This is a genomic window from Bradyrhizobium sp. NAS96.2 (genome assembly GCF_001908235.1).
Lineage (GTDB): Bacteria > Pseudomonadota > Alphaproteobacteria > Rhizobiales > Xanthobacteraceae > Bradyrhizobium.
Genome location: NZ_LGHK01000004.1, coordinates 1 through 21,550, shown reverse-complemented (window position 1 = coordinate 21,550; position 21,550 = coordinate 1). Strand labels below are relative to the sequence as shown.

Annotated in this window: 20 protein-coding genes; 6 read left to right on the top strand and 14 right to left on the bottom strand. The window is 64.8% G+C overall.

Annotated features, from left to right (window positions below):
- The first annotated feature begins 71 nt into the window (after window positions 1-71).
- Window positions 72-1,256 (top strand): glycosyltransferase family 4 protein, encoded by a 1,185-nt coding sequence (locus AC628_RS00890; RefSeq protein ID WP_074124865.1) that lies wholly within the window; start codon window positions 72-74, stop codon window positions 1,254-1,256.
- A gap of 15 nt (window positions 1,257-1,271) precedes the next feature.
- Complete coding sequence (locus AC628_RS00885; RefSeq protein WP_074124863.1) at window positions 1,272-2,828, top strand: glucosamine inositolphosphorylceramide transferase family protein; 1,557 nt, start codon at window positions 1,272-1,274, stop codon at window positions 2,826-2,828.
- 25 nt (window positions 2,829-2,853) lie between these two features.
- On the opposite strand, the gene AC628_RS00880 is transcribed toward AC628_RS00885, so the two are convergent.
- The 12 genes from AC628_RS00880 to AC628_RS00825 all read right to left on the bottom strand — a co-directional run bounded on the left by AC628_RS00880 (window position 2,854) and on the right by AC628_RS00825 (window position 15,347).
- Complete coding sequence (locus tag AC628_RS00880) at window positions 2,854-4,056, bottom strand: ABC transporter substrate-binding protein (RefSeq protein ID WP_074124860.1); 1,203 nt, start codon at window positions 4,054-4,056, stop codon at window positions 2,854-2,856.
- Between the two features lie 56 nt (window positions 4,057-4,112).
- The gene (locus AC628_RS00875; RefSeq protein WP_074124857.1) at window positions 4,113-4,814 is read right to left on the bottom strand and encodes an SDR family NAD(P)-dependent oxidoreductase; all 702 of its coding nucleotides are present in this window, start codon (window positions 4,812-4,814) and stop codon (window positions 4,113-4,115) included.
- A gap of 39 nt (window positions 4,815-4,853) precedes the next feature.
- Window positions 4,854-5,660: a glutathione S-transferase family protein gene (locus AC628_RS00870; protein WP_074124855.1), complete on the bottom strand. Its 807-nt coding sequence runs from the start codon at window positions 5,658-5,660 to the stop codon at window positions 4,854-4,856.
- 25 nt (window positions 5,661-5,685) lie between these two features.
- Complete coding sequence (locus tag AC628_RS00865; RefSeq protein WP_074124852.1) at window positions 5,686-6,846, bottom strand: iron-containing alcohol dehydrogenase; 1,161 nt, start codon at window positions 6,844-6,846, stop codon at window positions 5,686-5,688.
- 42 nt (window positions 6,847-6,888) lie between these two features.
- Entirely contained in the window at window positions 6,889-7,662 is a 774-nt protein-coding gene (locus tag AC628_RS00860; protein WP_074124850.1) for an enoyl-CoA hydratase-related protein, read from the bottom strand.
- A gap of 13 nt (window positions 7,663-7,675) precedes the next feature.
- On the bottom strand, window positions 7,676-8,686 hold the full coding sequence (locus tag AC628_RS00855) for an NAD(P)H-dependent flavin oxidoreductase (RefSeq protein ID WP_074124849.1): 1,011 nt from the start codon (window positions 8,684-8,686) through the stop codon (window positions 7,676-7,678).
- Between the two features lie 21 nt (window positions 8,687-8,707).
- Window positions 8,708-9,895, bottom strand: a complete 1,188-nt coding sequence (locus AC628_RS00850) for an acetyl-CoA C-acyltransferase (RefSeq protein ID WP_074124847.1) — start codon at window positions 9,893-9,895, stop codon at window positions 8,708-8,710.
- A gap of 17 nt (window positions 9,896-9,912) precedes the next feature.
- On the bottom strand, window positions 9,913-11,043 hold the full coding sequence (locus tag AC628_RS00845; protein WP_074124844.1) for an acyl-CoA dehydrogenase family protein: 1,131 nt from the start codon (window positions 11,041-11,043) through the stop codon (window positions 9,913-9,915).
- Window positions 11,044-11,122: 79 nt separating this feature from the next.
- Window positions 11,123-12,304 (bottom strand): acyl-CoA dehydrogenase family protein, encoded by a 1,182-nt coding sequence (locus tag AC628_RS00840; protein WP_074124842.1) that lies wholly within the window; start codon window positions 12,302-12,304, stop codon window positions 11,123-11,125.
- A gap of 12 nt (window positions 12,305-12,316) precedes the next feature.
- Entirely contained in the window at window positions 12,317-13,054 is a 738-nt protein-coding gene (locus AC628_RS00835; RefSeq protein ID WP_074124840.1) for an SDR family oxidoreductase, read from the bottom strand.
- Window positions 13,055-13,102: 48 nt separating this feature from the next.
- Window positions 13,103-14,650, bottom strand: coding sequence for a class I adenylate-forming enzyme family protein (locus AC628_RS00830; RefSeq protein WP_245320963.1), 1,548 nt, complete (start codon window positions 14,648-14,650; stop codon window positions 13,103-13,105).
- A gap of 58 nt (window positions 14,651-14,708) precedes the next feature.
- A complete protein-coding gene (locus AC628_RS00825; RefSeq protein ID WP_074124836.1) occupies window positions 14,709-15,347 on the bottom strand; it encodes a 2-hydroxychromene-2-carboxylate isomerase in 639 nt (212 codons plus the stop codon).
- A gap of 196 nt (window positions 15,348-15,543) precedes the next feature.
- Here AC628_RS00825 and AC628_RS00820 point away from each other — a divergent pair, with 196 nt between their 5' ends.
- Window positions 15,544-16,056, top strand: a complete 513-nt coding sequence (locus tag AC628_RS00820; RefSeq protein WP_074124878.1) for a winged helix-turn-helix transcriptional regulator — start codon at window positions 15,544-15,546, stop codon at window positions 16,054-16,056.
- Window positions 16,057-16,100: 44 nt separating this feature from the next.
- On the opposite strand, the gene AC628_RS00815 is transcribed toward AC628_RS00820, so the two are convergent.
- Window positions 16,101-17,141, bottom strand: a complete 1,041-nt coding sequence (locus AC628_RS00815; protein ID WP_074124876.1) for an alpha/beta fold hydrolase — start codon at window positions 17,139-17,141, stop codon at window positions 16,101-16,103.
- 101 nt (window positions 17,142-17,242) lie between these two features.
- Complete coding sequence (locus AC628_RS00810) at window positions 17,243-19,564, bottom strand: molybdopterin guanine dinucleotide-containing S/N-oxide reductase (RefSeq protein WP_074124834.1); 2,322 nt, start codon at window positions 19,562-19,564, stop codon at window positions 17,243-17,245.
- A 578-nt stretch (window positions 19,565-20,142) separates the two neighbouring features.
- On the opposite strand from AC628_RS00810, the gene AC628_RS00805 reads away from it, so the two are divergent.
- The 3 genes from AC628_RS00805 to AC628_RS00795 form a co-directional block, all read left to right on the top strand.
- Complete coding sequence (locus tag AC628_RS00805) at window positions 20,143-20,802, top strand: hypothetical protein (protein ID WP_074124833.1); 660 nt, start codon at window positions 20,143-20,145, stop codon at window positions 20,800-20,802.
- Window positions 20,799-21,062 (top strand): HGGxSTG domain-containing protein, encoded by a 264-nt coding sequence (locus tag AC628_RS00800; protein ID WP_074124830.1) that lies wholly within the window; start codon window positions 20,799-20,801, stop codon window positions 21,060-21,062. Before AC628_RS00805 ends, AC628_RS00800 begins: the two co-directional genes overlap by 4 nt.
- Window positions 21,063-21,216: 154 nt before the next feature.
- Window positions 21,217-21,550, top strand: a 334-nt coding sequence (locus AC628_RS00795; protein WP_143201362.1) for a hypothetical protein, incomplete at its 3' end; no start/stop codon positions are given.

Here is a 21,550-nt window from a genome sequence, read left to right as displayed (position 1 = left end):
ACGCTCCGCGTGATAGTTACGCGCGCAAAAATGAAGGGGGCGAATCCACTCCTTCAACGGGTGAGGGTTTCGTGCTCCAATACACGCCAGGTACAGAATTGCGCGAAGCATCGAGCGCATCACGCGGTCGACCGAACGCGCGAAAGCTGCGTGTCGTCCTGGTGCAGACCCAGGCCGAGAACGCCGGCGCGCAGGAGATCTCGCGGCTGCTCGGCGCCGGCCTCGCCGCGCGCGGCTATGACGTCGCCAACCTGTTCTTCTTCCGCAAATCGGATTCCTTCGACGAACCGCCCAACACGTTCTATTGCGCGCAGACCCGGCCCGGAAATCCGGTGGCGCTGCTGCGCATGCTGTGGACGCTCGCCGGTCATCTCAGGACCATCAGGCCCGACGCTGTCCTGACCTTCCAGCATTTCGGCAATGTGATCGGCGCAGGCGTGTCGCGGCTGGTCAGCCGCGCCCCGGTCATCGCCAACCAGGTGTCTTCGGCGCTGTCGATGAGCATGCCGGTGCGGGCCGCCGACATCATCATGGGCTCGACCGGCTTCTTCCAGTGCATCACGCTGAACTCGCGCGACATGGAGCGCGAATACGCGCGCTATCCTGCTCCCTACCGATCCCGCATGAAGCACGTCCCACACGGCTTCGACGACAAGTCGCACAGCCTGCCGAGGGACCTCGCGCGGCAACAGTTCAAGCTGCCGCCGGACCGCACCCTGCTCGGCTGCGCGGCGAGGCTGCACCCGCACAAGCGGCTCGATGCGGCCATTCGCCTGCTGGCGGCCGACCCATCCTGGCACCTTGCCCTCGCGGGCCAGGGCGCGGATGAGGGGCGGCTCCGGGCCCTGGCGGACGAGCTGAAAGTATCGGACCGGCTGCACTTCATCGGCGAGATTCCACCGCGCCAGATGGCCGATTTTCTGGCCTGCCTCGACGTCTTCGTCTTCCCCACGCAGGCCGAAACCTTCGGCCTCGCCGCGGTCGAGGCCGCGAGCGCCGGCATTCCCTGCGTCGTCAACGATCTCCCCGTGCTGCGCGAGGTTCTGTCCTACCAGGGGCAGCCCGCGGCGGTGTTCGTCGACGCTGCGAATGAAGCCGAATTCTCGGCCGCCGTGTCGCAGGTCCTGACAGATCGTTCGTTAAGCGACCAGCTGCGGCAAAGCGCCGTGGGCCTGAAGTCGCGCTATTCGTTGGATGCCATGATAGAGGAATACGTCCGCATTCTCGGCGACGCTGTGGGGGCGGACGCGTATTAGGAAGTTGGGCTGGCCATGATTATCGAGTTTCGCTGCGATCGCGAGCAGCCGCGGCTCTGGATGTGCCGTGAGTCACTGCGCGTCAACGATCAGGATATTCCCGTTCAAATCTCATGGACCACGACGCCGGCACCGCGACCCGCCGGCCTCGACATGCTGTTCGAGCTCGAACGCATCGTCCTGCGCAAGGGCAAGGCCGGCGGCGTCGACGGGCTGAAGACGCTTCCGGAGCGGCCGCGCGCGGGCAACCCCGACGTGGTGGTCGACTTCACCAACGCCGAGCGGGATCCGAACTGCTCCGCGAAACTGTATCTCCGTCCACGGTTCAACGGGCACGCGGGAGAAGGCGCAGCATTGGCAGCCATTCTCGCCGGCGATCTGCCGGTGATCGAAATCGTCAACGAGCTCGACGGTGCGGTGATGGACCGCGGCCACCCCTCGGCGGAAATCGCAGCCGGCCTGAGCGGCGGGCTCGACACGGTGATGGCGCGCACGCTGTCCATGCTGCCTCCGATCCTGTCAGGGGCTCCGCGGCTGGTGCCGCAACTGCCTGCTCCGGCAAACGGCGGCGCAGCGCCAAATCCCGCACCCTTTGTCCTGCGCGGCGTGGCGACGTCGATCGCAAAGGAAATTTATCGCCTGTGCTGCTACGCGCCGCACTGGCATATCGGTTGGCGCTTCGCAGGGAATACGGATATCTGGCGCACCGGCGACCTCTCTGGACCGGCCTGGAACGTGCTCGCCGATCCCGGCAACCACTTCTATGCCGATCCTGTGCCGGTGAAATGGCAGGGCAGGACGTTTGTGTTCTTCGAAGACCTCGACCACCGGACCAACAAGGGCATCATCTCCGCGATCGAATTCGACGGCAACGGGCCGATCGGCACGGTGATGCCGGTGCTGGAAGAGCCCTGGCATCTCTCCTACCCGTTCATGATCGAGCACAATGGCGAGCTCTGGATGATCCCGGAAAGCACGGCGCATCGGGACGTTCCCATCTACAAATGCATCCGCTTTCCGGACAAATGGGAGCGGCACTCAACGCTGCTGTCCGGGCTCGAGCTTGCCGATGTGACGATCACGCAGCATAACGGCCTCCACTACATGTTCGGGGCCTGGCGCGATGGCACCGGCGGATATTCCGACACGCTCGCGATCTATTACGCCGAGCAATTGCTCGGCCCCTGGCAGCCGCATGCGGCCAATCCGATCCTGATGGATCGCGCCACCACGCGGCCGGCCGGCAATTTCGTGACCGTCAATCGAAAGCTGTGGCGGCCGGTGCAGGACTGCACCAACGGATACGGCGCGGCACTCGGGCTTGCGGAAGTGCTCGAACTGTCACCGACGACGTACAAGCAGGCGGTTCGGCATCTGCTCCAGCCCGGGCCGCTATGGACCGGGCGCAAGCTGCACACGCTCAACCGCTGCGGCCAGCTCGAGGTGATCGACGGCTCGCGGGTGCAACCGAAGACCACGGCGTTTCTGGCAAGCCTGCGGTCGAGCGACCGATCATCGCAGTGGGACTGGCATAGCGCGCTGGCAAAGCCGATCGCGCGACGACTTCACTAGCACGCAAGCCAATCGATCGGGCAGCTCAGTTCGTATCGGCACTCAGCACGCCGCCAAACTGCTCCCAGGAATTTCCGGTCCAGCGCTGCAGCTGCAGCTGGGTATAGGCCATGCTGTTGCCGGGGCCGGTGTTGATCGTGATCCCCGGCATCAGGGTCGGCAGCACCAGTCCCTTGATGTTGCGCGCCTGCTTCACGATGTTCTCGCGCGACAGGTCGTCGCCGCACTGTTTCAGCACCTGTTCCAGGATCTGGCCCTGCTGGGTGCCGAACAGATAGTTGTTGTCGCCGATATCGGCGCCGGGAAGATATTTTTCGAAGTGGGCGCGATACCACTTCATGCCGGGATCGTCGGCCCACTTCTTGTCGTTCGGATCCTTGGTGATGGTCGCGACCACGACGCCGACCGCCTTGTCGGCTCCCGCGGGCACGATGGTGGCGGAGACCGAGCTCGACACGTAGTTGACGATGGTGAGCGGCGTCCAGCCGATCTCGCTCGCCTTCTTGATCGCCTGTGCGGCGAATTTCGGCGTGCCGGCGACCAGGAATGCCTGCGCGCCCGACGCCTTCAGCGTCACCACATGCGATTCGATGGTAGGCTCGGTGACCTCATAGGGAGACGTCACGACCTTCTTGTCGAAGTCGGCCTTCAGAGTTTCCTTGAAAGCGGCCACGAAGTCCCGGCCGAGGTCGTCATTCTGGTAAAGGATCGCGATCTTCGCATCGGGCGCCGTCTGCGCGATGTATTTGGCGTAGATCTTTCCTTCGGTGTTATAGCTCGGCAGTCCCGTGGTGGTCAGCGGAAACTCGTTGAAGTTCGCAAATTTGGTCACGCCGCTGACGACGAAGAGATGTGGCACCTTTTTCGCGGTCACGTATTTGATGGTTGCGCCGATCCCGGGTGTCCCGAGCGGGCTGAACAGGAACGCCACCTCGTCGCTCTCGATCAGCTTCCGGGTCTGCTCCACCGCCTTGGGCGGCGTATAGGCATCATCATAGGTGATGAGGTTGATCTTGCGGCCGTTGACGCCGCCGCGGTCATTGACGGAATGGACATAGGCGATCAGGCCCTTGCCGGTATTGCTGAGCGGGGATGCGGGACCGCTGAACGGGAATGTCGCCCCGACCTTGATCTCCGATTCCGAGATACCAGGCGTTTCGGCGCGGACCGGAGCGGCAGCAAACGCGGCGAGCATTGCAATGGATACCGCAAGCTTCCTCAAAGACATCGAATTCCCCCTTGGCTTTATGAATTGATCGGCTGTTGCCCAACGCAGCGCAGCGCCTACCATACTTCGCCGAACGGTCTGATCTCGACATTGAACGACCACGCGCTGCGGTCCTGGTGGGTGACGTGCCAGATCTCGTCCGCGATCGCTTTCGGCTTGATGAAGAAGTCGTCCGGCCGCTCAGGCCAGCGCTTCCGCGTCCACTCCAGATCGATCACCGCATCGATCACGACATAGGCGACGTGAACGCCTTGCGGTCCGAGATCGCGCGCCATCGCCTCGGCGAGAATCCGCTGCGCCGCCTTGGTCGGCGCGAACCCTGCGAAGCCGGCTTTGCCGCGCAACGCCGAAGTATTTCCGCTCGCAACGATGGCGCCCTTGCCGGCGCTGATCATCGCCGGTGCAAACCGCCGTGCGAGATACAGCAAGCCCATCGTGTTGACCTGGAAGTTACGATTGAGGATCTGCGGATCGATCTCGCGGAACGTACCGAACGCACCACCGACGGCATTGTGGATCACGACGCCGGGGCTGCCGAGATCGCGCTCGACGGCCGAGGCTACCGTCTCGACCTGCGCGGGATCGGAGACATCGCATCGATAGGCCTTCGCGCCCGGCAGCTGCTTCTCGAGCGCGGCGAGCCGCTCCTCGTTCCTGGCCAGCAGCGCGATGCGGTAGCCGCCCTCGGCGAACCGCCTGGCGAGCGCCGAGCCGGTGCCGGGCCCAACGCCGGATATCAGACAGACGGGTGCGGACATGCGATCAATCCTCCGCGTTAGAGCCAACAGGTGTCATGGTCAGGCCGCTGCCTTCGATCGCAGCTTCTCGACATAAGGCTTGAGGTCCGGCGCAAAATGCGCGTGCGCGACCAGCCGGGCAAAGTGAGCGAACATCAGCGGATACCCATCCTGCACCCCGGGATGCAGGATCCTGGTCAATCCCTGCTTGTCCAATTGCTCGCTCCGCCCGTACTCGTTCATGAACAGCGCGAGCTCGGCGGCAAAGCAGATGTCGGCAATCGAGATGCCGTCCCCGACCAGCGTCTCGCGCCGTGGCGACAGCGCCTGCTCGATCCCGGACGCATAGATCGCGAACGCATCCCTGGCGCGGGCATGAATGGCTGCGTCGACCGTGCCGCCCGACAGCGCCAGCAGATAGATCTGGGTGTCGCGCGCGAACACCAGGCTGACATCGAGGAAGCTGTCGATCCTGGACGCCTCGTAGGCGTCACGCCCGTAGAGCGGGAACGCCGCCTCGCCGAGCCGCGCCACCGCGCGCATGATGCTGTTGGATTCGAAGATCCCGACCTTGCCGTCGGCGCCGAACGCGGCGGGCACGTTGCCGAACGGATGCGCTGCCATGAACGCATCGGTCTTGAACAACTGCGCACCGGTCAGGCCGACCTTCCCGGTCCTCGCGAGCGAGGCGAGCTCCGCGCGCTCCTGCTCCGCCAACGGATGGGCATCGTAGTCCCATAACCAGTCGCGCAACTCCTTGCCCGAGGCGCCTCTGACCTCGACCGCGACGCCGCAGAACCGCGCCGCGATGGTCGCCTTCCACACGCGCGGGTTCGGCAAATAGGAGAAGATGCGCAGGGCGGTCATGGCGGCTGCTCCAGGTGCTGTTGCCTCAGGCGGCCAGCTTCAGGATCTTGACGACGTCAGCGGGCTCGCGGATCGGCTGCGGGTTCGCGCGGGTGAAGATCGACAGCATCGCGTTCCTGCCGATCAGCTCGAAGCGGTCTTCACCGACACCGACATCGGCGAGCCGCCGCGGCAGGCCGAGTTGCGCGATGAAGCCTGCGAATGCCTCGCCGGCGTCTCGCCCCGGCGCGCCGAGCGCGGCCGCGATCGATTGCTGGGCTTTCTCCGTCGCGGGGCGGTTGTAGCGCAGCACGCTCGGCATCATCACCGCGGTGCAGAAATAATGCGGGACGTCGCAGGTGCCGCCGAGCACATGGCCGATGGCGTGGCTGGCGCCCATCGGCACCCGCGACTGCAATCCGAATGCCGACAGCCAGGAGCCCAGTTGGCAGCTCAGCCGCGCTGCCTCGTCGCCGGGATTATCCTTGGTGCGCAGCAGGCCATCGTGCAGATAGCGCAAGCCCTGCTGGCACACTGCATCCACGAGCACGTTGGGGCGGCTGGAGCAGATCGCCTCGATGCCGTGATCCATCGCGCGCGTGCCCGAGCCGAGCCAGAGCTTCTCCGGGGTGTATCTCGTCATCGCCGGATCAAGGATGATGCTGCGCGGCATCATCATCGGATGGTTGAATATCTGCTTCAGCTTGCGGCTGGTGTCGGTGACCAGCGCGCCGGAATTGTATTCGCCGCCCGACAGCGTGCTGGGGATCGCGATCATCCGGACCTTCGGGTCGCGGAACGGTCCGAACCGGCGCTCCGGCGTGGTCTCGAAGCCGTCGAGCCCCGCCGGCTCGAATATCTCGTGCTCGATGCACATCAGCACGATCTTCGCGGCGTCGACCACCGAGCCGCCGCCGATTGCGACGACGAGGTCGGCCCTGGCTTCGCTGGCCTGCCGCGCGATCAGCGTCACCACGTCCCGCGTGGTGTGCTGCGGCACGCCGTCGAAGGTCGCCGCATGACGATCGCCGAGCGCTTTGCGGATCTTCTCGATCTCGTCGGTCGTGGTGTTCAGCGTCCGGCTGGCGATCAGATAGATGCGTTTCGCGCCCAGCCGCTCGGCCTCCTCGCGCAGCGCTTCGGCTGCCGGTTTGCCGTAGATCACGGTTTCCATGGCGGGATATTGATGGCTGCCGACGACGTGCATGCTTGTCACTCCCTCGATGGTTCCGTGAATTTCGCTGCCGGTTCAGGCCGACAGCTTGGTGAAATCAGGCTGACGCCGCTCGGCGAAGGCGGCAAAGGCCTCGCGGGCCTCGGGCGTGGTCAGGCGTTGCTTGAACAGCACGCCCTCCTCGGCGATCTGTGCCGCGATCCGCTGCTGTTCGCGCATCAGCGCCTTGGTCATGCTGAGCGAGCCGGCCGGCCGCTTGGTCAGCGCGATCGCCGCGTCATGCGCTTTCTTGCGCAGATCGGCCTGCGGCACCACGGCATTGGCAAGGCCCGATGCCAGCGCGCCCTGCGCATCCATCGGCTCACCGAGCGCGAACATCGCATAGGCGCGCGCGTGCCCGATCCTTAAAGGGAGCAGCCAGCTCGACGCCGCTTCCGGCACCAGAGCGAGATTGACGAAGGGCGTGATCAGCCGCGCGGTCTCGGCGAGATAGACCAGGTCGCAATGCAGCAGCATGGTGGTGCCGACGCCGACCGCATTGCCCTGCACGGCCGCGACCAGCGGCTTGCCGACCTTGCTGATGGTCTCGATGAAGCGATGCGCCGGGCTATCCACCGCGCTCTCGCCGCGCGCCTGGCTCGCGAAATCGGCCAGGTCATTGCCCGCGGTGAAGCTGTCGCCGTCGCCCTGGAGCAGGATGACGCGGACGGACGGATCCGCCTCGGCCTGCTTCAGCGCACCCGACATCGCGTCATACATGGCACCGGTGAGGGCGTTCTTCTTCTCCGGCCGCTGCAAGGTCAGCGTCATGACGCCGGCGGCGATTTCGACTTTGACATGCTCGGTCATGGCACTCTCCCGTTCAGGCCACCGCGCGGGCCGGCTTGGTTTCGAACTTGCCGTCGAGGAAGCCGGTCAGCCGGTGCCGGATGATCGCTTCGGCCTCGGCCATGATGCGGTCGATCAGCTCCTTGACGGTCGGGATGTCGTTGATCAGGCCGACCACCATGCCGCAGCTCCAGGCCCCGGCATCCATCTCGCCCTCGATCATCACCTTCGGGTAGACGCCGGCGACCTGCTCGTGGATGTCCTCGATCTTGAGTTTGGCGCCCTTCTCGCGCTCGATATCCAGCAGCTCATCGACGCCCTTGTTCTTCAACACGCGCTCGGTGTTGCGCAGCGCGCGCATCACAAGGCGCGTGTCGAGTTCGTCGGCATCGAGCAGCGCCTGCTTCACGTTGGGATGAACAGGCGCTTCCTTGGTGGCGATGAAGCGGGTGCCCATGTTCATGCCGGCCGCGCCCATCGACAGCGCCGCGACGAGGCTGCGCGCATCCGCCATGCCGCCCGAGGCGACGAACGGAATCTTCAATTCATCCGCCGCGCGCGGCAGCAGGATCATGTTCGGGATATCGTCCTCGCCGGGATGGCCGCCGCACTCGAAGCCGTCGACGCTGACCGCATCGCAGCCGATCCTCTCGGCCTTCAGCGAGTGCCGCACCGAGGTGCATTTGTGGATCACCTTGATGCCCGCCGCCTTCAGCGCCGGCATGTACTGCTCCGGGCTGCGGCCCGCGGTCTCCACCGCCTTGACGCCGCCCTCGCGGATCGCGGCGATATATTCCGGATAAGGCGGCGCGGTGAAGCTCGGCAAGAAGGTGAGGTTCACGCCGATCGGCTTGTCGGTCATGTCGCGGCAGCGCGCGATTTCCTTGGCCAGCAGCTCCGGCGTCCGCTGGGTCAGGCCGGTGATGATGCCGAGGCCGCCGGCGTTCGACACCGCGGCCGCCATCTCGGCGAAGCCGACATAATGCATGCCGCCCTGGATGATCGGATGCTGGATGCCGAACAATTCGGTGATTGCTGTCTTCACAAGTCTCTCCCGCGTTTCCGATCAGTGGACGATTTCAAACAGGCCGGCCGCGCCCATGCCGCCGCCGATGCACATGGTCACCACGCCGTATTTCGCCTTGCGCCGCCGGCCTTCGATCAGGAGGTGGCCGGTGAGCCGCGCGCCGGTCATGCCATAGGGATGGCCGATCGCAATCGAGCCGCCGTTGACGTTGAGCTTGTCAGGATCGATGCCGAGCTTGTCGCGGCAATAAATCACCTGCACCGCGTAGGCCTCGTTGAGCTCCCAGAGATCGATATCGTCGATCTTCAGGTTATGTCGCTTCAACAGCCGCGGGATCGCGGCGACCGGACCGACGCCCATCTCGTCCGGCTCGACGCCGGCGGCGACGAAGCCCCGGAAGATGCCGAGCGGCTTCAGCCCCTTCTGCGCGGCGACCTTGTCGCTCATGATCACGCAGGCCGAAGCGCCGTCCGAAAGCTGGCTGGCATTGCCCGCGCTGATGGTCTTGCCCTCGAACACCGGCTTGATCTTGGCGAGACCATCCGCCGTGGTGTCCGGCCGCGGGCCTTCATCCTTGGCCAAGGTCACCTGCTGGAAGCTGACTTCCTTGGTGTCCTTGTTAACCACGGCCATCTTGGTCGTGAACGGCACGATCTCGTCGTTGAAACGGCCGCCCTGCAGCGCGGCACCGACGCGGCGCTGGCACTCGAGGCTGTATTCGTCCTGCTTATCGCGGCCGATCCCGTAACGCTCGGCGACGACCTCAGCCGTCTCCAGCATCGACATGTACATCTCGGGCTTCATCACCATCAGCTCGTCGTCGACGGCGTGGAACCTGTTCATGTGCTCGTTCTGCACCAGGCTGATCGATTCGATGCCGCCGCCGATCGCAATCTCGACGCCGTCAAGCATCACCGAGCGCGCGGCAACCGCGATCGCCTGCAGGCCGGAGGCGCATTGCCGGTCGATGGTGGTGCCGGCAACAGTGACTGGAAGTCCGGCGCGGATCGCGCCCTTGCGCGCGACGTTCATCACCATGGTGCCCTGCTGCATGGCGCAGCCCATCACCACGTCCTCCACCTCATCAGGCGCGATGCCGGCGCGCTTCACGGCCTCGGCCATCACATGGCCGGCCAAGGTCGGGCCGTCGGTGTTGTTGAGCGCGCCGCGATAGGCCTTGCCGACGCCGGTGCGCGCGGTGGAAACGATGACTGCATCTTGTGACATGTTTAACCTCTTTGACTTCAGGCGACCGCGTCGAGCTGCGCATAGCGCAGCACGTGATAAGCGGGATCGCCGAACTGGATGTTGATGGAGGAAATCCGCTTGAAGTAGTGGCCGACATTGAGCTCGTCGGTCATACCCATGCCGCCATGCAGCTGCACCGCCTGGTCGGCCACGAACTTGCCGGCATAGCCGATCTTGGATTTTGCACCCGACGCCAGCCGGGAGAGGCCGGCCTCGCCCTCGCTGAGGCTGAGCGACAGATGCTGCATCAGGGACAGCGCCTCCTGATGGGCGATGAACATATCGACCATCCGGTGCTGCAGCACCTGGAAGCTGCCGATCGTGACACCGAACTGCTTGCGCGTCTTGGAATAATCCAGTGTCGCGTCATTCAGCTCGCCGATCGCGCCGACCGCCTCCGCACAGAGCGCGCCGATCGCGCGGTTTCGGCAGGCCTCCAGCGCGGCGACACCCTCGCCTTCCCGACCCAACAACTCCCCGCGCACGCCGCGCAGGCTGATCTCCGCCGCCCGGCGGCCATCGATCGTCCTGAAGCCTTGCAGATCAAGGTTCGCTGCGCGGCGATCCACCACGAACAGGCTGACGCCGCCGCGATCGTGGCGATGGCCTGAGGTGCGCGCGGAGACGATGAGATAGTCCGCCCAAGGCGCGGCGATGACCGCGGTCTTCTCCCCGCTCAGCAAATAGTCGTCACCGTGCCGACGCGCCGTGGTCGTGACGGTCGCAAGATCGAAGCGCGAGCCCTTCTCGGTCCAGGCTAGCGCCCAGAGCTTAGATCCCGCGATGATGTCGGCGATATGGGCCTGCTTCTGCGCCTCGGAACCCGCCTGCTCGATCAGGCCGCCAGCCACCACAACCGTCTCGACGAACGGCTCGACCACGAGATGCCGGCCGAACTCGTGCATGATGATCATGGTCGATAGCGGCCCGCCGCCGAAGCCGCCGACGGCTTCCGAGAACGGCGCGGCGAGCAGGCCAACCTCGGCGAATTCATCCCATTGCCTGCGGCCAAGCCCCTCTTCGCTCGCAACGATCTTGCGGCGGGCATCGAAATCATACTGGTCGCGCAGCAGCCGCTGCACGCTGGACCGCAACAATTCCTGCTCTTCCGTGAACTGGATATCCATCCGATCCTCGTTGCCGCTATCGCCGTTGTTTGGGCATGATCTCTTCGGAAAACCGCTTCGCACTTTTCCGGATCATGCCCTAGAGACCAAGCACCGCCTTGGCGATGATGTTGCGCTGGATCTCGTTCGATCCGCCGTAGATCGAGAGCTTGCGCGAGTTGAGATACTTCTCCGACGCGGTGTGGCCGTAGTCGGGGCCCGGCATGAAGTGATTGGCGCTGACCGGATGCTCGCGGATCGCAAGCCCGTAATTGCCGATCGCCCGATGCGTCAGCTCGGTGATATCCTGGAAGATCTCGGTGCCGCGGATCTTGAACAGCGACGCGGACGGACCCGGATCGATGCCGCGGGCCATCTGGGCGACGACGCGAAGCTCGGTCGCCTCCAATGCCAGCACGTCGAGCTCGACGCGGGCGATGTCCCTGATGAATTCGAGATGCGCCGGATCATCTTCCTGGATTTCGGCCTTCACGATCTGCTTCAGCCGATTGAGATAGCGTGTCGAGCGGCCGATGCCGGCCATGCTGGTGCGCTCATTGCCGAGCAGGAATTTGGCGTAGGTCCAACCCTTGTTTTCCTCGCCGATCAGGTTCTCGGCGGGGACGCGGACGTTCTCGAGGAAGACGTCATTGACCTCATGCGAGCCATCGATGGTGATGATCGGACGCACGGTGACGCCCGGCGACTTCATGTCGATCAGCAGGAACGAGATGCCGGATTGCGGCTTCGCCGTGGGATCGGTGCGGACCAGGCAGAAGATCCAATCCGCGTGCTGCGCCAGCGTGGTCCAGGTCTTGTGGCCGTTGACGATGTAGTGGTCACCGTCGCGCACCGCCTTGGTGCGAACGGTGGCGAGATCGGAGCCGGAGCCCGGCTCCGAATAGCCCTGGCACCACCAGTCCTCACCCGACAGGATGCGCGGCAAGAATTTTGCCTTCTGCGCAGCGTTGCCGAACGTGTAGATGACCGGGCCGACCATGGTGACGCTGAACGCCAAAGGCGGCATCGTGCCGGCGCGCGTCGTCTCCTGCTCGAAGATGAAGCGGCGGGTGATCGACCAGCCCGGTCCGCCATATTCCTTCGGCCAGAGCGGCGCGATCCAGCCCTTGTCGTGCAGGATGCGATGCCACAGCAGCATCTGCTCCTTGGAGAGATCGGTCTCCGGATTGGCGACGCACATCTCCGCCGGATAATTGTCCTTGATGAAGGCGCGGACTTCGTCGCGGAACGCCGCGTCTTCAGGGGATAGCGCGAGCTCCATCTGCCGTGCTCCCTACCACTTCTCGCCGAAGGGGCGGATTTCCAGCTCGAAGGTCCAGGCGCTCTTCGGCTGCTGGTAGAGCTGCCAGTAGGACGCGGCAACCGAGGCCGGCGGCATCAAGAGATCGGGATTGTCGAGCGCGTTCGGGCCGAGCGCCTCGATGCGACGCTGCCGCACCCATTCGGTGTCGACGCCGGAATCGATGATCAGATGCGCGACATGGATGTTCTTCGGTCCCAGCTCGCGCGCCATCGCCTGCGCCACGGCGCGCAGGCCGAACTTGGCGCTGGCAAAGGCGGCATAGCCGCTGCCGCCGCGCAGCGACGCGGTGGCGCCGGTGAAGAAGATGTTGCCTTCTCCGCGCGCCGTCATCAGCCGTGCCGCTTCGCGTCCCGCCAGGAAGCCGGAATAGCAGGCCATCTCCCAGACCTTGCGGAACACGCGCTCGGTGGTCTCCAGAATCGGGAAATTGACGTTGGCGCCGATGTTGAAGATGCAGACCTCGAGCGGCGCATGCTTGTCGGCGTCGTTGAGGAAGGCAGTGATCTCCTCCTCCTTGCGCGCGTCGAGCGAACGCGCGTGGATCTCGCCGCCGGCGGCCTCGATCTCCTTGACCAGCGGCGCGAGCTTGTCGCCGTTGCGGCGGCCGGCGAAGATCGTGAAGCCCTCGGCGGCGAATTTCTTCGCGATCTCGCCGCCGATGAAATCACCGGCACCAATGACGGCCACCGTCTTGTTTCTCTTCTGCATGGTGTTCTCCGGTCTTGTTTGAGTGAACGGGCTGGCGGTGGCTCAGCGTCAGCTGCGCAACGATTCCGCCAGCTTGTGCTTCAACAGCTTGCCCGTCGATGTCGCGGGCAGCGCGTCCATCAGGATAATCTCCGTCGGGCGCTTGTACGAGGTGAGTTGCGGAGCAACATGGGCCATCAGGTCCTGCGCGGTCGCTGTCGAGCCCTTGATCAGCTGCACGAAGGCCACGACCTCCTCATTGCCCTCGACCGCCCGGCCGACCACTGCGCACTGCACAACAGCGTCATGCGTGCTCAGCACCGCCTCGATCTCGGCCGGATAGACGTTGAATCCGGAGCGGATGATCATCTCCTTGGTCCGCCCGACGATATAAAGGGCGTCGTTCTCGAAGCGGGCCAGATCGCCGGTGTTGAACCAGCCGTCGGGATCGATCGCCTTGGCGGTCAGATCGGGCGCGCGGTAGTAGCCGCGCATCACGTTCGGACCGCGGACGTGGAGCTCGCCGACTTCGCCTGCCGCAACCGGCTTGAGGTCGCGACCGACCAGCCTTGCCTCGATACCCGCCATGACGGTGCCGACCGCGTGGTCGGCCCGGGGATTGTCGGGCCGGACGCCAGAGATGCCCGGCGAGCATTCGGTGATGCCGTAACCGTTGAGCAACGGCAGGCCAAGCTCCTGCTCGACCCGGTTCTTGAGATCGAGGTCGAGCGGCGCGCCGGCCACCGAGATCACGCGCAACCGGCCGCGATCGAGCTTCGGCAAGCCGGCATTGCGGCGATATTCAAGCAGGCGCTGATAGGTCGCGGGCACACCATTCAGGATCGTGATGCCCTCCTCGGTCATCGCCTTGACGAGCGCGGCCGGATCGTATTTTGCGACGAGGCGCACGGTCGCTCCGACCATCAAGGTCATCGTCAGCAGCGAAATGCCGACGATATGCGAGATCGGCAGCACGCAATATTGCACGTCATCGGCCGCCATCCTGCGGAAGCCTGCAGTGCCCCGGGCGCTGAACAGGAGATTTCGATGGGTCAGCATTACGCCCTTCGGCGTGCCCGTGGTGCCGGACGTGTAGATCAGGACCGCGACCTGGTCGGCGCCGTCGGCTTCGACCGGCTCAGCCGCGGTTGCCAGATTCAAGCTGGTGACGGCGACGCCATGAAGCGGGCCGACATCCTGCACGGCAGCCTCATAGCGCGCGGCATGGGCGGCAGCCTCCTGCGAGACCTCGACGGTGAGCAGCACGCGGCGGGCGCCGCTGTGATCTCTGATCTGATCCAGCTCCCGCGACGAGAGCCGCGGATTGACCACGATTGACCAGACATCGAGCCGGCTCGCCGCCAGCAGCAGGCAAGCAAGCGGTATCGAATTCTCGCTCACGATCATCATGCGATCGCCGGCGCGGATGCCGAGCGCCTGCAACGCGGCTGCGACGCGATCGACCGCCTGATCGAGCTCGCGATAGGTCAGCCGCATCGTGTCGTCGATCAGCGCCGGATGATTTGGCGTCGCCACGACATGGTGATTGATCACCTCGTGGATACGGTTGGGCAAGCCTTCCACACTTCCTTCGGCAAACTGGGTCAACGCCTGCACTGAAACCTCCCTGTCGCAGCCCTTCGGGCTTGATTTGCTGTGTTGAGGAATGTCCCGCTCAGGCGGTCTTGCGCTGCCCCGCCGTTAGCTGCGCGACGATCTCTTCTTCGACCTCGCGCAAGCGGTCCTTGCCGAAGAAGATCTCGTCACCGACGAAGAAGGTCGGCGAACCGAACGAGCCGCGCGCCACCGCATTGCTGGTGTTGTCGATCAGCTTCTTCTTCACCTCGTCCTGTTGGGCGCGGGCGATGATGCGGTCGATGTCGAGGCCGGAGGACAGGAACGCCTCGCGGAACACCTGCGGATCATCCATCTTCTTGGGCTCGGACCACATGTGGTGATAGGCGGCGCGGAAATAGGGCTCGAACAGCCCCTCGGAATCGGCTGCGACGACGCCGCGCATCAGCATCAGCGTGTTGACCGGAAAGAACGGGTTCGACTTGAAGGTCGTGATGTTGTGGCGCCGCAGGAAGCGCTCGGTCTCGAGCGCGTTGTATTCGGGCTTGTTCTTGATGCCGCGCAGGGACTCGCCGGGCGACAAGTTGCCGGTGGCCTTGTAGACGCCGCCGAGCAGCACCGGGATGTAGTCAAACTTCACGCCAGTGCGCTTCTCGATCCCCGGCAGCGCGAGCTCCGCGAGATAGGCGTTGGGGCTTCCAAAATCGAAGTGGAATTCGACCTTGAGCGGAGCAGCCATGGAACGCCCTTCCCTTCGAGTGGCAGCAATCGCCTGTCGCTGCCGGTTGATCGTGGTCCGGACCTTAAGTTCTATTTTAGAACTGTCAATATGATATTTGTCATCCAATAGCTTGCCGTGAAGTATCCTATTGAAATGACGTAAGTTCTGATTTAGAATTTAATTCGCGTATCGTCGCAGACCGCTGGAGATGCAGATGAAATGGGATGCCCTCGAGGAGGAGCCGTGCTCGCTGGCCCGCACCGTGGCCGTGATCGGTGACCGCTGGAGCCTGTTGATCCTGCGCGAATGTTTCCTGCGCATCCGCAGGTTCGATGACTTCCAGGCATCGCTCGGGATCACCCGGCATCTGCTCGCCGACCGGCTGAAGAAGCTGGTGCGCTTCGGCGTGCTGCGCAAGATTCCCTATCAGGAGGCGCCGAAGCGCTACGAATACATCCTGACGCAGAAGGGGCTCGATCTCTATCCGATCATCATGTCGATCGTGCACTGGGGCAACATCCACATGGTCGACGCGCGCGGCCGGCCGTTGCTGCACGAGCACAAGAGCTGCGGGAAGATGTTCGATCCCGTCATGGTCTGCTCGGAATGCGGCGAGCCGCTGAGCGCAAAGCACGTCCATGTGCATCCGGGTCCCGGCGCCCGGCGATCGTCGCCGCTGCACGCCAGCGCGCGGGAGCGCACCAAGAGGAACGCCGAGCAGGCCTAGATATTCTCTGCAGCGCCGATGCGTCGCGCGGCGGGTCGAGCCCGCTATTTGACCAACGTCGCGCCGGTCTCCGGATGCTGCAACCAGCCGAGCAGCGCCTCGTGGAAGCGCGCCGGCGCCTGGATCTGCGGGGAATGGCCGAGGTCGGGGAATTCGACCAGCTGCGCATGCGGAATCCGCTTCGCGGCTTCCTTGCCGAGCACCGGATAATTGCCGAGGGTCTTGCGGGTCTCCGGCGGCGCGGTGTCCTTGCCGATCGCGGTGGTGTCCTTGTCGCCGACGAACAGCAGCGTCGGCGGCTTGATCTGCTCGAACTCGTAGAACACCGGCTGGGTCGCGATCATGTCGTAGAGCCGCGCCGAGCTCGACGCCACGGCGGCGCGGCCCTCCCCGCGATACATGCCGGCCAGCATCTGCACCCAGGTCTCGTAGGACGGATCCCAGGTGTCGGCGTAATAGGTGGCGCGCTCATAGGCGCGGATGCTGTCGGCGGTGACGCGCGTCTCGCGCTGCATCCAGCCGTCGAGGCTGAGCCACGGCACGCCCTTGGCCTTCCAGTCTTCCAGCCCGATCGGATCGACCAGCACGAGGCGATCGGTGGCGTCCGGATACATCAGCGCGTAGCGCATCGCGAGCATGCCACCGGTCGAGTGGCCGACCATGATCGAACGCTCGATCCCGAGCGAAGCAAGCAGCGCACGGCTGTTGCCGGCGAGCTGCTGGAAGGTGAACTGATAGCGTTCCGGCTTACTGGATTTGCAGAAGCCGATCTGGTCCAGCGCGATCACGCGATAACCGGCGCCGCTGAGCGCCTTGATGGTGCCGTCCCAGGTCGCGGCGCAGAAATTCTTGCCGTGCAGCAGCACCGCGGTCTGCCCGTTCGGCGTCGCCGGCTTGACGTCGAGATAGACCATGTCGAGCTCCTGCCCCTGCGAGCTGAAGCGATAGTGCTGCACCGGATAGGGATATTCGAAACCCTGCAACTCCGGTCCGTAAGCCGGCTCAGCGGCCGATTGCGCTGATGCAGCGGACGAACCGAATGTGACGGACACAGCGACGACAAAAAACAGGGCCTTCAGGTGCATCTCAGAATGTCCAACCAACAGGGGCGATCCCGTGATGCCGTAGCCGAACGGCTGGACGCCATCCAGCGCCATCAGATGATTTGTTCGTGATCGCTGCTAGATTACGCCGGATCGAACGCCCGGATCGGCGGCAGATTGCCGTTGAAGCGCTCCACCTCGACCGTCGTCAGCTGGCCGGTGCAGCCCTGCGCGAAGGATGACGTGCCGATGTCGCGGGTCAGCACGTTCGGATTGCCGTGCACGCAGAGCGGTGCCTCCTCCTCGGGATCCATCGGATCGTACCAGGCGCCGGTCGGCAGCTGCACCACGCCGGGCGCGATGCCGTCGGTGACATGCACCGCGGCGAGGCAGGCGCCGCGCGCGTTGAAGATGCGGATGATGTCGCCATCAGTGATGCCGCGCGCCGCAGCATCCCGCGGGTTCATCCGCGCGACCTCGCGGCCGCGATGCTTGGCCTCGAGCGAGTGGCCGCCGAAATCGAGCTGGCTGTGCAGGCGCGTCACCGGCTGGTTGGCGACCAGGAAGCACGGCGCGCCCGGCTTCGGCGTGTCTGATTTCGCGAGCCAGACCGGATGGCCCGGACAATCGGCATCGCCGTGATCTGATATCTTCTGCGAGAAGATCTCGATGCGGCCGCTCGGCGTCGGCAATGGCCGCGCGACCGGGTCCTCGCGGAAGCGGCGCAGCGAACCGCCGTCGTCGAGATGCTGCGGCACCACCAGGCTGCCACGCGCCCAGAATTCATCAAAGCCCGGCGCTTCGAGCCCGCGCGCGGCGAGCGCCTTGCGGGTCGGCTCGTAGAGATGTTCCAGCCATTGCCGCGACGTGCGCCCCTCGGTGAAGGGCTCGCGGGCCCCTAACCGCTCGGCGAGATCGGCGAAGATGTCATAGTCGTCGCGCGCTAGGCCGAACGGCTCGGCGATCCGGTGCATCGCGACCATCAAGGGATCGTTGCTGGAATAGCCGATGTCCTCGCGCTCCAGCGTCATGGTCGAGGGCAGCACGATGTCGGCGTGGCGGGCGGTGGCGGTCCAGGCCAGCTCGTGCACCACAAGCGTATCGAGCCGCGCAAACGCCTTGCGCAGGCGGTTGAGGTCCTGATGATGGTGGAACGGATTGCCGCCCGCCCAATAGACGAGGCGGATATCCGGATAGGTCCGCGTCTCGCCATTGTAGCGATAGGTCGTGCCGGGATTGAGCAGCATGTCGGCGATGCGCGCCACCGGAATGAAGTCGGCGACGCCGTTGCGGCCCTGGCCGAGCGTCGGCCCCGGCACGGCGTTGACGCGGCGCCCGTAATAGCCGATCGCGCCGAGCGAATAGGCGTAGCCGCCGCCGGGCAGGCCGATCTGGCCGAGGGCTGCCGCCAGCACCATGCCCATCCACACCGGCTGCTCACCATGCTCGGCGCGCTGCAACGAATGCGAGACGGTGATCAGCGCGCGCTGCCCGGCGAGCCGCCGCGCCAGCGCCCTGATCGTGTCGGCATCGATGCCGCAGATCGAAGCGGCCCATTCGGCGCTCTTCGGCTGGCCATCGGTTTCACCGAAGAGATAGCGCAAAAACACCGGCCAGCCTTCGGTGTAGCGATCGAGGAAGGCCTGATCGTGCAGGCCCTCGCTGACCAGGGTGTGGACGATGCCGAGCATCAGCGCGGTGTCGGTGCCGGGTGTCGCCGTCAGCCATTCGGCGCCGGCCTCGACCGGGAGATCGTCGCGCAGCGGACTGACCAGGACGAACTCGCAGCCGCGCCGGTGCGCAGCCGCCATCGCGCCGCGCTCGACATGCTTGCTGATCGAGCCGCCGGCGACCATCGAGTTCTTCAGCGCCATGCCGCCGAACGCCAGCACGATGTCGGTTTCGGCCGCGATCTGCTCCCAGGTGACGTTGCGCTTGGTGATGTCCTCGTAGCCGGTGAGGATCTGCGGCAGCAGCACCGAGGACGCGCCGGAGGAATAGGTGTTCACCGAGCGGACATAGCCGCCGAGCGCGATGTTGAGGAAGCGATGCACCTGGCTCTGCGCGTGATGAAAGCGGCCTGCGCTCGACCAGCCATAGGAGCCGCCGAACACCGCGCCGGGGCCGATCGTGTCGCGGATCCGCGAAAGCTCGCCGCCGAGCAGATCGAGCGCCTGCTCCCAGCTGACCGAGACGAACTCGTCGCGGCCACGGCGGTCGTCGGGCCCAGGCCCGCGCTCGAGCCAGCCGCGGCGGATCGCAGGCTGTGCGATGCGCGCCTGGTGGCGCAGCGCGCCGGGGAAATTGTTGATGATGCCGTTCGGATCGGGATCGCCGGCATAGGGCCGGACTTCGAGACCGGCTTGGCCGAGCCGCGCCGAGAACACGCCCCAATGCGAGGTGTGCGGCTTGAAACCATCGGATAGATCGAGGCCGGGATCGGGGTAGCCAATGGTCTCAGTCATTCAGCAGCGTCCTCAGATGCGGGTCTCGAGCCCCGTCGCAAAGATGTCGTCAGTATAACGATCCGCGACCCCAAGTCTTCGGATACAGGGTTGCGCGACGCGCAGGCGGCCCCGCGCACGGCACCCGCCGCTCCCTCTCCCGCTTGCGGGGGAGGGTTGGGTGGGGGCTCTCTCCGCGAGTCATATTGTGGAGAGAGCCCCCACCCGCCGCGCGCTGGGCGCGCGTCGGCCTCCCCCGCAAGCGGGAGAGGCGAAGGGAACTCGCGGAGAATCTCCGCAGACTTCACATGCGATTGCCCCCCGACAAGGCGCGCGGCCAAAAACTCGAAAACAACCCCATGCAAAGGAGCAGGCCCGCCGCCTGTGCTCGACATGGCGGCTTGACACGTCGGGCAACTCAGGGGCATATTTCCAATATTCCGAAATCGTGCAAGCGCCCTTAAGCGCCCCTCGCCCGCAACAGCGGGCTCGCCGGCTGCGATCGCGGCCCAGACATCCTCAACCCACATCGACATCGCACCGGCGCCCGCAGCGAACGATCGCCTGCGTGCGTGCCGCTCATTCCAGGGAACATCGACATGACCACTGCACCCGATCTCACCGTGCCGACGATGGCCGCCGCACCCGGCGAGCCGCAAGCAGCCATACTCCCGCGCATCAAGCTCTCGCGGCGCGGCTACGCGATCGACCACCCCGACCCGAGGCTCGGCGAAGCGCTGATGGCGAACGCGCTCGGGGTCGCCGATCGCGCCGCGATGGACGGCATCCTCAGGCAACTGGTCAGGGCCAGCGTGAGCGGCGGCAAGCCTAGCGAGGTCAACCTCGCCTTCATACTCTCGATGGTGAAGAGCATTCGCCCACGGGATGCCGTCGAGGCCATGCTGGTGGCGCAGATGGTTTCGGTGCACGTGATGGCGATGCGCTGTGCCCAGCACCTCGCGCATGCCGACGACCTCGCCCAGCACGACAGCGCCGCGCGCGCCCTCGGCCGGCTCGCCCGCACCTTCCCCGCCCAGATCGAGGCGCTGAACCGCTACCGCAGCCATGGCGAGCCCGCCATCACCGTGCAGAACGTGAAGGTGGAGGACGGCGGCAACGCCATCGTCGGCAACGTCACCCAGCATGCGAGCGTGATCGTCTCCGACCAGACCGCGCCATCCGCGGCGCGGGCGCCGAAGGCCGCCCGCGCCAGGCGCGCGCATGAGCCTGCCGATGCCAGGCAGGATGCCCAGGCATGAGCGGTCACGTGAGCACGACCGGGGCGATGCTGACGAGCCCGCGCTGCGGCGCCAAAACCCGCAGCAGTGGCGCCTGCCGCGCGCCGGCCGTGCGCGGCAAGAGGCGCTGCCGCATGCACGGCGGCGCAAAGGGATCCGGCGCGCCGAAGGCAAACCGGAACGCACGCAAGCACGGGCTGTTCACCAGGGATGCGATCGCTGAACGGAGAGAGATTCGCGCGTTGTTGGGGAGGGTGCAGAGGTTGCTGGAAGGGACGTGATTAGCTTCGGTGACGGTGCAATCTCACCGTAACTCCGGGTAATAAACGCGCAACGAAGGACACGCTCAGGGGATAGTAAGTCATTTGTTGCACGTAAAGACTGTACTTGATAGCGTTCCAGTTTCACGAAATCGGTTTTGAAGGCGAATCAAAAATGAAGTACTTGGTGTCGCTTTTCCAAACCGCCGAAGGCGCCCCCCACTGGATTTCGATCCTTACTTTCGTGGGCTGGTTAGTTACTGGTTGCTTTATCATCACGTCCCTAGTCATCAACCGGAACGACAGGGTGGCGCAAGGGCCGTGGATTCTCACGCCTGCTCAGGAAGCCAAGTTTGTGGAAAGCCTGAAGTCCGCCGTTAAGGGCAAGATGGCGCTCGAATATTCCAATGCGGATGCAAAGCGTGTTTATGGGTATGCAGCAAAGCTGAAAGAACTGCTGAAAAGTCGGGATACGATGTTTGGGGTTACGTCGCTTCGTACATCCAATC

Bases quoted from the DNA above. Each gene is read 5' to 3' on its own strand.
- AC628_RS00885 (WP_074124863.1), top strand. From the start codon at position 1,272: ATGATTATCGAGTTTCGCTGCGATCGCGAGCAGCCGCGGCTCTGGATG.
- AC628_RS00880 (WP_074124860.1), bottom strand. From the start codon at position 4,056: ATGTCTTTGAGGAAGCTTGCGGTATCCATTGCAATGCTCGCCGCGTTT.
- AC628_RS00875 (WP_074124857.1), bottom strand. From the start codon at position 4,814: ATGTCCGCACCCGTCTGTCTGATATCCGGCGTTGGGCCCGGCACCGGC.
- AC628_RS00870 (WP_074124855.1), bottom strand. From the start codon at position 5,660: ATGACCGCCCTGCGCATCTTCTCCTATTTGCCGAACCCGCGCGTGTGG.
- AC628_RS00865 (WP_074124852.1), bottom strand. From the start codon at position 6,846: ATGCACGTCGTCGGCAGCCATCAATATCCCGCCATGGAAACCGTGATC.
- AC628_RS00860 (WP_074124850.1), bottom strand. From the start codon at position 7,662: ATGACCGAGCATGTCAAAGTCGAAATCGCCGCCGGCGTCATGACGCTG.
- AC628_RS00850 (WP_074124847.1), bottom strand. From the start codon at position 9,895: ATGTCACAAGATGCAGTCATCGTTTCCACCGCGCGCACCGGCGTCGGC.
- AC628_RS00845 (WP_074124844.1), bottom strand. From the start codon at position 11,043: ATGGATATCCAGTTCACGGAAGAGCAGGAATTGTTGCGGTCCAGCGTG.
- AC628_RS00840 (WP_074124842.1), bottom strand. From the start codon at position 12,304: ATGGAGCTCGCGCTATCCCCTGAAGACGCGGCGTTCCGCGACGAAGTC.
- AC628_RS00835 (WP_074124840.1), bottom strand. From the start codon at position 13,054: ATGCAGAAGAGAAACAAGACGGTGGCCGTCATTGGTGCCGGTGATTTC.
- AC628_RS00825 (WP_074124836.1), bottom strand. From the start codon at position 15,347: ATGGCTGCTCCGCTCAAGGTCGAATTCCACTTCGATTTTGGAAGCCCC.
- AC628_RS00820 (WP_074124878.1), top strand. From the start codon at position 15,544: ATGAAATGGGATGCCCTCGAGGAGGAGCCGTGCTCGCTGGCCCGCACC.
- AC628_RS00815 (WP_074124876.1), bottom strand. From the start codon at position 17,141: ATGCACCTGAAGGCCCTGTTTTTTGTCGTCGCTGTGTCCGTCACATTC.
- AC628_RS00810 (WP_074124834.1), bottom strand. From the start codon at position 19,564: ATGACTGAGACCATTGGCTACCCCGATCCCGGCCTCGATCTATCCGAT.
- AC628_RS00805 (WP_074124833.1), top strand. From the start codon at position 20,143: ATGACCACTGCACCCGATCTCACCGTGCCGACGATGGCCGCCGCACCC.
- AC628_RS00800 (WP_074124830.1), top strand. From the start codon at position 20,799: ATGAGCGGTCACGTGAGCACGACCGGGGCGATGCTGACGAGCCCGCGC.